This is a genomic window from Nocardia sp. NPDC004568 (assembly GCF_040609955.1).
In the GTDB taxonomy this organism is placed as follows: domain Bacteria; phylum Actinomycetota; class Actinomycetes; order Mycobacteriales; family Mycobacteriaceae; genus Nocardia.
Genome location: NZ_JBEXLL010000137.1, coordinates 1 through 8,125 on the forward strand (window position 1 = coordinate 1; position 8,125 = coordinate 8,125).

Below are 8,125 nucleotides of genomic sequence, written 5' to 3' on the forward strand. Positions count from 1 at the left end.
CGGATGCGCAAACCGGTCGCGGCGGGCGGCACCCCCCCCGCCCCCCGCCCCCCCCACACCGCGCCGCGCCACTCCCCCCCAGGTCACAAACCCACCGTTAACACCGGGGATCGGTGGCCGGGCCACCGATCGCCGGTCCTACCGTGCTCGGATCGTCTGCCGGGTTGGCGGCGATCGGTCCGGCGGCCGCTCCCGCCACTCCGGACGCGACCGTGGCATCCCGGCCGACAGCTCTTATCGTCCGCGGCCGGCCCGAACGGCCTGCCTCACTTCAGGTGCCGGGCGAAGAACCGGTTCCCGGCGTCCCCCTCGAACCACGGGACGCCGGTGTGCCCGCCCATATTGGCGTGCAGCGTTTTCTGTTCGGAGCCGAAGGCGTCGAACAGGTCGAGGGCCTGTTGCCGGTCGTTTCCCTCGTCGTCCCACTGCAACAGCACCTGTAGCGGGATGCTGACCCGCCGGGCCTCCTCGACTATGCTGCGGGGCACGAAACTTCCGGCGAACAGCAAAGCGGCCGAGATACGCGGCTCGACCACCGCCAGCCGGACGCCGAGGGAGATCACTCCTCCCGAGTAGCCGACCGGGCCACCGATGCCGGGCAGCGCCAGGAGAGCGTCCAGGGCGGCCTGCCATTCCGGGACTGCCTCGTCGACCAGCGGGAGGACGAGCCGGTCGACGATCTCGTCGGCGACCGGCTCGCCTGCCCGCAGCGCCCGGAGCAGGTCCGCGCGGGCCTGCTCGGCGGCGGCGATCCGGGGCCGGTCACCGCTTCCGGGAAGTTCGATGGTGGCCGCGGCGAAGCCCTCCGCGGCGGCGTGCCGCGCCCGGGCCGCCAATCGCGGATACATCGTGGGCAGACCGCCGGGGTGGCCGACCAGGATCAGCGGTGCCGGTGCGGCCACGGATCCGGGCGTCCACAGGAGGCCGGGGATCTCGCCCAGAGTGAACGCGCGTTCGAGGACGCCGTCGTCGAAGCGCTGTTCGGAAGTGAATTGCATTGTCGTGCCTTTCGGGAGTGCTCTCGAGCGGCGCTCCCGGACGACCTATCGCCCGACCGTGACCCCGCAGGGGAGCACCCGTATCGATACTGCGTTCACGGGTATCACCTCCTCGTTCTCCGGCACAGCCTCCGGAAAGGTAGCAGTGGTCGCCGTGGTCCGCCAACAGATTTTCGCCGTGGTGCGGGCCGGAGGCCGCAGCCGGCTCACTACCGTCGAGACGATTTCGTGCCACCGATCCCGGGTATGCGACCTCCAATGATGGAGACTGTGTGTTTCGGTGCGCTCTTCCCCACGGCGAATGCCGACGTCGAGGACTTTCAGCGACTGCTGGCGCGGACATCGCCGCCGGCCGGACTGGAGGTGGTGGAATTGCCGTGGCCGCCCGGCGTGGCCGAGGGCCTGGCGGATATGCCGGATGACCGTCTCGCGGCCGCGGCGGCCGGACTGGGTGACCCGGAACTGCTCGCGAGCGCGCTGGACGGTTCCGCGGGCCGGTTCGACGCCGTCGCGCTCGCGGTCACCTCGGCCGGTTTCTTGCGCAGCGCCCACGACCATGCCCGCCAGCTGGCCACCCTGGCTCGAGTCGCTGGATGCCGCGGCACCACCACACTGCGCGGCTTCCAGGACGCGGTCCGCCATCTCGGAGCCAGGCGAATCGGTGTGGCGTCGGTCTATCCAGCGCATTTCACCGACGGGTTCATCGCCCACCTCGGTGAGACGCACGCGGCGGTCGTGCGCCGCGTCGACGCGAATGCGCGTACCGACCGCGACCTGGCGCGGTGGGGAGACGAGCGCATCGTCGACCTGGTGACACGAGCGGCACATCCGGAGGCCGAGCTGGTGTTGCTGCCCGAAACCGCGCTGCACACCGACCATCTCACCGCAGTTCTTGCCGAGGCCGCGGGTGTGCCGGTGCTGACCGCGACCCAGGTGACCATCTGGTCGCTGTTCCGAGCCCTCGGTTGTACTCCGGTCGCGGCCGCGGCCGGACCACTGTTCGGTGCCGACCGCGGTGCTCGACCTGCCGCAGCGTCGTCGGACGACCATGTCCGATGATGTGCCTTCCGCGCGATGAGTTCCCGGGCCGCCGGTCGTCTGACGAGATGAACACCGACTCGGCGTCACGACCCAAGGAGTAATCGATGCGGAAGATCACCGCCGGATTGTTCGTCTCGCTCGACGGTGTCGTGGAGGATCCCCACCGCTGGCACTTTCCGTACTTCGACGACGACATGGGCGCCGCGGTGGGCAGTCGGATCGGTTCGGCCGACACCCTGCTGTTGGGCCGCAAGACCTACGAAGGTTTCGCGGAGGCGTGGCCGGCCCGGGAGGCCGCGGGTGGCGAGGACGCGGGCATGGCCCGGGTTTTCGGCGATGCCCGCAAGATCGTCGTATCCACCCGGGAGCTCGAGTTCACCTGGCGCAATTCCGAGCGATTGCGAGGCGATCTGGTCGACGCCGTCACCGCGCTGAAGAACGAGCCGGGCACCTCGGATATCGCCATGAGCGGATCGGTCTCCGTGGTGCGCCAACTGCTCATCGCCGGACTACTCGACGAACTGCACCTGCTGGTGCACCCGATCGCGCTCCACCGGGGCCTGCGCCTGTTCGACGGGGGCGAGGTCCCGATCCCGCTGGGGCTGGTCTCCGCCCAGGCCTTCACCACGGGAGTCGTGCACCTCGTCTACCGCCCGGGCGAACCGACCGGGCCGAGCACATACGAGGCGGCGAAGGCGCATCTGCCCCGGTCCAGGTGAGACAGGGCGATGTGGCCAAAGGACCGCTGCGGTACCGCTCAGTCGGGCTTGCCGATACCGGCCAGCACTTTCTCGTGCCACTCGATCTCGGTCCGGATCCGCAGCCGGGCGTGTTCGGCGATGAGATCGTCCGCGGCGCTCTGGTCGGGCCAGTGGCGGTCGAGTTGATGCTCCATCCGCGAGCCGATCGCGCGGAGCGCGGCGATCCGGTCCTCGAGGTAGCCGCGCAGTAATTCTGGTGACCCGCGGCTCACCACCCCCGCGGTTCCGGTGACCGTGTTCGACGTATCTGGACCGGCTGATCGGCCGGAACCGGCGCGCGGCACGCCGGATGATCAAGGACCGGCAGTGGACGGCACCGGGCAACAGCTGGCTTCCCGGAGCTGTCGACCGCGTCGCCGGTGCTCAGTAGTGCGCCGCCTCGATCAGGCGCTGTCGCAGCCAGGTCAGGGCGGTGGCGCCCGCGGGGTAGACAACGTAGGTGGGATAGCTCTGGTGCGCACCGGATTCGAGGAAGTCCTCGATCTGCTTCCGGCGTTGCTCGTAGGCGGAGGCGTCGAATTGCCCGGCGAGCACGCCGAGGCCGCCCGCGGCCAGCGCATCGCCGAACAGCGCGACCGCCTGCCGCTGATACGTGCCGATATCGGTCGGATCGGGGTTCGACATCTGGACCACCAGTCCGGCCAGGCGTCCGGCGATATCGCCGTCGGGCATCGCGCAGTACAGATCGCCGTCGACACAGAACGTGTAGGTGCGCGGGCCGAGTGCGCCGAAACCGCCCGGCCGCGCCCCGACCGCTCCGGCTCCCGGTACCGCCGGGCCGATGAGGGTGTCCGCCGGCGAGCGCCGGGGGTCGGCGATCAGGCCCACCAGCACGATTCGCTCGGGCGGCGCGGTGGCGGACCCGGCGCCGATCTCGGCCGCGAGATCACCGGCCGCGTGCGCGCCCTGGCTGTAGCCGAGTATCGCGATACGGGTCGCCGGGCAGGACCGGGCGGCGGACGCGACCATATCGCGCGCTCGATCGGTGGCCTCCTGTTGGGAGCGGCCGTACACCCTCGCCCTCCCAGGGGAAGGCCGTCGCGGCGTAGGCGACGTAGTCGACGGCCACATTGCCCGGGAGTCGGGCGACGGTCGCCGCGAGCATGCCCGTACCGGGCTCGGTATCGGATGTCTCCCAGGTTCCGGGGATCGCCACGACGTACAGATCGGGGCACGGGGTCGGGCTGCCCGCCGCTACCGGGGTTCCGCCGACCTGTACGACTGCGGCCACGAGCGCGAAAACGCAAGCGGCGACGCCGGATTGCCATCGTGTGGGCATGACTGCTCCATCCGCACCGGAGGTGCAGCTGATCGAGTGAGGCGGGAGACCGTCGCCGGCGGAGCTCCCATGAGATGAGCGCGGCCCGGGCCCCGGGTGGACGCCCGGCGGTGCACACGCCCGCACGGACACGGTCCGTGCGGGCTCGGCCGACATCCGGGTCAGCGCGGTGGCCGACTCATATCCCGGTTCATCATCGGGAGCTCGATACTGATCGGCATCCGGAGTTCCGCCAGATACCACAGGGCGAATTGCCGAAGGAACTCGTCGAACAGCCAGTACGCCTCCTGTGTCGGCGGGGCCACGGTGAGGATGCCCTCCCGGACCGCGATGAAGGGGCCCCAGCTGAAGCGCAGCAGCGGATCCCACACCGGTTCGCGGGCGATGGCCAGCTCGTCGGCGATCTTGTCGCCGAGCAGGAAGCGCGTAAAGGAGCCGAGGACCCCTTTGCTCAGAATGGCGAGGTCGAGGTTCGTCCCCAGGCGCAGTAGCCGGTCGGCCAGTTTCACCCCCTCCGGGGTCGGCGCGATGATCGGATCGAGGACCTGCGCGGCCTGGGAGTCGGCCTGGTCCCACGAATTCGGGATGTACTCGTCGCGGACGCCGAGCAGATGCGCGGCGACCTGCCAGGAATGCAGGAATGCGTCCGATTCCTGGACGGGAATGGGCACCTGCCAGGCCGTGAGGTGACGCATCACGGTGGTGGGCAGGCTGTGCCAGGTGACCATGATGTCGTTCTGGCTGATGGGGATGTCCTCGTCGGCCGAATGCACCCAGTGCGGCGACTGGGGCAGCAGATGCCGCACCGCGGCATGCACCAGACGCGTTTTGACACAGGTGACGACCATCTGCCCGTCCGGGCCGTAGGCGTTGCCGCTGCCGATGTCGTAGCCGAGTTTCGCCGTCTTGGAGATGCGGTCCTTGAGATCGTGGCCGCCCTTGGAGTAGTAGACCGCCCGCGCTTCCTTGGGGATGACCGTGCTCATCATGCCGCTGGCGAGGCCGTACAACACGCCGAGGTAGAGACCGCGTTTCTTGTTGAAATCTACGGCGGTGGCCAGTTTGCCGGGATCGGTCCACTGGGGCAGCTGCCGGGCGTATTCCATGAAGTCCCGCAGATCCGGGGGCAGCCCGCCCGGTAACGGCTGACCGTTGCGGGTCCAGGTACGCAGCAGATCGTTGACGGCCGGTACCGCGCCGCGATCGAGCAGGGAGGCGACCAGTTCGTCGGCTTCGGGATCCCAGACGCCCAGTGGGTCGACGCCGGCGCCGCTGCCCGCCACCGACCCCTGCGGCGACCAGGTCCACGGCTGGGCTCGGGCCGGGGTCGCGAGGGCGAGCGCGCCGAACGCGCCCAGTACCCCGCCGGCTTTCAACGCATCCCGCCTGTTGAGTCGGTCCATGTCGCCACTCCTCGTCGAGTTCGAGCATCGCGGTGGCGCAGCTGCGTCACCGGGTTGATAGAGGAAGAATACTCAGTAACTTAACAACTGTACAAGTGTCTTGTTCGACGAATCCGGGTTGTGGGTGGGCTCGGGCCGTCCACGGCCATTGGCGTGAATATTCGCTCGTTATATTGCCTTTTGCTGCGTGTATGCCTCCGCCTTGTGCGCCGCGTGGCGTCCTGGTGGCCGCGGTGGGGGGCAGCCGGATCGGTCGGCTGAATCTTCGATGTGCTGGAGAATGACTAATAACTGCAGGTCGCTGACTCAGACGGTCGGTCGAAGACGCCGGTCCGCACACCCTCTTATGCGCCGCCGGTGGTCGGCGGACAGATCGACCTTGCGCCGTTCGACCGGAGCGACGCCTGGTGGTGCGGTCTTGCCCAGTCGCGTACAACACCGCGCCACCGGCCCAGCCGGTCCACGCCATGTCGGTGGATCGCTGTGCGGCACGGCCCGCCTCCCACCCTGCCGTCGGCGTGCGGATCCCGCCCGAGAGATGGGACCGGCGGCCGCCGGGGAGCTATCGGTCGCCGATGCGGTTCCGGCGAACGGTCGCCGGTACGGCCCGAGGCCCGACGCGGGGTATCCGGTCTCGGGTTACATGTACATGCGCCGAAGCGGCTGCTAATCGTGGGGGTATGACCACACCGGGTGATTTCGAATTCGAATCCGTCTATCGCGGTACCGGTCCGTTCGGGCCGGACGTCGCGCCACCGTGGAGTATCGGGGAACCCCAGCCCGAACTCGCCGCACTCATCGACCAAGGCAGATTCCACGGAGATGTTCTCGACGCCGGATGCGGTGAAGGCGCCATTTCGCTGTATCTGGCCGAGCGCGGTTTCACCACCGTCGGCCTGGACCTCGCGCCGACCGCGATCGAATCGGCCCGCGCCGAAGCCGAACGGCGGGGCCTGGCCACCGCCACGTTCGAGGTCGCCGACATCACCTCGTTCACCGGCTACGACGGCCGCTTCGGTACCGTCGTCGACAGCACGCTGTTCCATTCGATTCCGGTGGCGTCGCGGGAGGGGTACCTGCGGTCGATCGCGCGGGCCGCCGCCCCGGGCGCGGCCTATTTCGCGCTGGTGTTCGACCGGGCCGGATTTCCCGAACTCCCCGGCGCGGGACCCGCGCCCGTCACGGCCGACGAACTCCGCGACGCGGTATCGACCTACTGGGTGATCGATGAGATCGCCCCGGCGCGCATTCACGCGAATCTGCCGGAGCGCCTCGATTCTCCGGCCGGTGAACCGCTGCTGCGGTTCGAGGATCTGCGCGACGAACCGAACGGCCGCAAATCGGTACCGGCCTGGTTGCTCGCGGCGCACCTCGGCTGAGCGGGCCGGCATCGCCCGCGGGCGGGCCCTCCGGTGGCGCCGCGCCCGGACCACCGGAGGACCGGAGGCCGGACGCGGCCGACCGGCTCGTGGCTCAGAGCCCCTGCGGGCCCTCGGATCGGAGATCCTCGACCTTGCGCATGGCGGCGCGCAATTCCTCCAGCCAGCTCTCCGTGTGCTCACCCGCCAGTTTCACCGTCCAGGCCAGCGCGTCGGCCCGGGACCGTGCGACCCCCGCGTCGACGAGCGTATCGAGGACCTTGCGCTCCGGCTGGCGCAGACGTGTCATCACCGGTACCGCCAGATGGGTGAACAGAATCCGCTCACCGTCGACCGAGACGCCCCAGGCCACGCTGCGGCCGTAGCGCTGCTGGGCCTCGTCGGCGATCTGCATTCGCGCGCCCCGGGTGGTCTCGCGGAACCGCGCCACCGCGCCCTGTTTCGTCGCCTCCGGAACGGTGCGGGTGGTCTCGTCCCCGCCCGCCGCCACATCCGCGGGCTTCTCATCCGTAGCGGGGAGGGGCAGTTCGCCGACCACCACGATCTCGTCCCGGTCGATCTCGATGGCGGGACTGCCGGTGAACCAGTCGCTGGGCAATCGCCCCGCGAACCAGTCCGCCGCGTCCGCCGCGTCCGGTAGGTCGGCCTGCTGCCAGCCGCCGGGCCGGCCGAATCCGCGCCCCCGATGTCCCTGTCTCATGGTGCACCTTCCCAGCTACAACGATTACTTGATTACAAGATTACGCCGTTTCACCCGTCGAGGGTTCCGCTCACAGCGAACCGCACCCCGGTCAGCTCTTCGGATGCCGACCAGAGGCTTTCCTGTCGGCGACGGTCGTGTGAATGAGCGCTGGACCGCACCCGCTCCGGGTGGCCGCGGATCTCGAAGAGGCCGGCGGGCCCGTAGTAGTCGCCGCTCGCGGCCAGCGGATCGGTGGCCGCGCGCAGCGTCGGGAGCGCGCCCATGGCCGGGGTGCGGCCGAAGAGCCGGGCGATGGCCAGGTTCGGCAGCCGGAACGCGGCGGGGGAGTAGCGGAACACCTCGGTGCTCGCACCGCCGGGGTGGGCGGCCAGCGCGGTCGCCGGAGTGCTGGAGAGGCGCCGCGCCAGTTCGTAGGTGAACAGCAAGTTCGCCAATTTCGACTTACCGTAGGCGTTTCCGCTCGGTGCGACCGGGTCGGCCGGGGACGAGCCCAGCGGCAGGGCCATGGTGCGCACCGCGGTGCCCGGGGCGGCGGCGCCGATCGTCCGCACGTTCTGCGCC

General features: G+C 69.7%; 8 protein-coding genes and 1 pseudogene. 3 read left to right on the forward strand and 6 right to left on the reverse strand.

The features are described 5' to 3' along the window. Positions 1-266 precede the first annotated feature (266 nt). Positions 267-998, reverse strand: a complete 732-nt coding sequence (locus ABZV91_RS31500) for an alpha/beta hydrolase (RefSeq protein ID WP_355249370.1) — start codon at positions 996-998, stop codon at positions 267-269. A gap of 258 nt (positions 999-1,256) precedes the next feature. Between ABZV91_RS31500 and ABZV91_RS31505 the strand changes: the two genes are divergently transcribed. Further along, positions 1,257-2,057: a hypothetical protein gene (locus ABZV91_RS31505; RefSeq protein ID WP_355249371.1), complete on the forward strand. Its 801-nt coding sequence runs from the start codon at positions 1,257-1,259 to the stop codon at positions 2,055-2,057. A gap of 86 nt (positions 2,058-2,143) precedes the next feature. Further along, entirely contained in the window at positions 2,144-2,758 is a 615-nt protein-coding gene (locus tag ABZV91_RS31510; RefSeq protein WP_355249372.1) for a dihydrofolate reductase family protein, read from the forward strand. 38 nt (positions 2,759-2,796) lie between these two features. Here the strand turns inward: ABZV91_RS31510 and ABZV91_RS31515 are convergent, their stop codons facing one another. The 3 genes from ABZV91_RS31515 to ABZV91_RS31525 all read right to left on the reverse strand — a co-directional run bounded on the left by ABZV91_RS31515 (position 2,797) and on the right by ABZV91_RS31525 (position 5,482). After that, positions 2,797-3,012, reverse strand: a complete 216-nt coding sequence (locus ABZV91_RS31515; RefSeq protein ID WP_355249373.1) for a hypothetical protein — start codon at positions 3,010-3,012, stop codon at positions 2,797-2,799. A 151-nt stretch (positions 3,013-3,163) separates the two neighbouring features. Then, on the reverse strand, positions 3,164-3,814 hold the full coding sequence (locus tag ABZV91_RS31520) for a cutinase family protein (protein WP_355249374.1): 651 nt from the start codon (positions 3,812-3,814) through the stop codon (positions 3,164-3,166). 426 nt (positions 3,815-4,240) lie between these two features. Beyond that, complete coding sequence (locus ABZV91_RS31525) at positions 4,241-5,482, reverse strand: oxygenase MpaB family protein (RefSeq protein WP_355249375.1); 1,242 nt, start codon at positions 5,480-5,482, stop codon at positions 4,241-4,243. Between the two features lie 680 nt (positions 5,483-6,162). On the opposite strand from ABZV91_RS31525, the gene ABZV91_RS31530 reads away from it, so the two are divergent. After that, positions 6,163-6,861, forward strand: a complete 699-nt coding sequence (locus ABZV91_RS31530) for a class I SAM-dependent methyltransferase (RefSeq protein WP_355249376.1) — start codon at positions 6,163-6,165, stop codon at positions 6,859-6,861. A 94-nt stretch (positions 6,862-6,955) separates the two neighbouring features. Here the strand turns inward: ABZV91_RS31530 and ABZV91_RS31535 are convergent, their stop codons facing one another. Together ABZV91_RS31535 and ABZV91_RS31540 are read right to left on the reverse strand one after the other, a co-directional pair. Next, positions 6,956-7,561 (reverse strand): hypothetical protein, encoded by a 606-nt coding sequence (locus ABZV91_RS31535; RefSeq protein WP_355249377.1) that lies wholly within the window; start codon positions 7,559-7,561, stop codon positions 6,956-6,958. Positions 7,562-7,611: 50 nt separating this feature from the next. Then, positions 7,612-8,125 (reverse strand): annotated as a pseudogene (locus ABZV91_RS31540) (hypothetical protein); the annotation flags it as partial.

What these genes read in the sequence shown, in the direction of transcription:
- ABZV91_RS31500 (WP_355249370.1), bottom strand. Translation starts at nt 998, where the DNA reads ATGCAATTCACTTCCGAACAGCGCTTCGACGACGGCGTCCTCGAACGC.
- ABZV91_RS31505 (WP_355249371.1), top strand. Translation starts at nt 1,257, where the DNA reads ATGATGGAGACTGTGTGTTTCGGTGCGCTCTTCCCCACGGCGAATGCC.
- ABZV91_RS31510 (WP_355249372.1), top strand. Translation starts at nt 2,144, where the DNA reads ATGCGGAAGATCACCGCCGGATTGTTCGTCTCGCTCGACGGTGTCGTG.
- ABZV91_RS31525 (WP_355249375.1), bottom strand. Translation starts at nt 5,482, where the DNA reads ATGGACCGACTCAACAGGCGGGATGCGTTGAAAGCCGGCGGGGTACTG.
- ABZV91_RS31530 (WP_355249376.1), top strand. Translation starts at nt 6,163, where the DNA reads ATGACCACACCGGGTGATTTCGAATTCGAATCCGTCTATCGCGGTACC.
- ABZV91_RS31535 (WP_355249377.1), bottom strand. Translation starts at nt 7,561, where the DNA reads ATGAGACAGGGACATCGGGGGCGCGGATTCGGCCGGCCCGGCGGCTGG.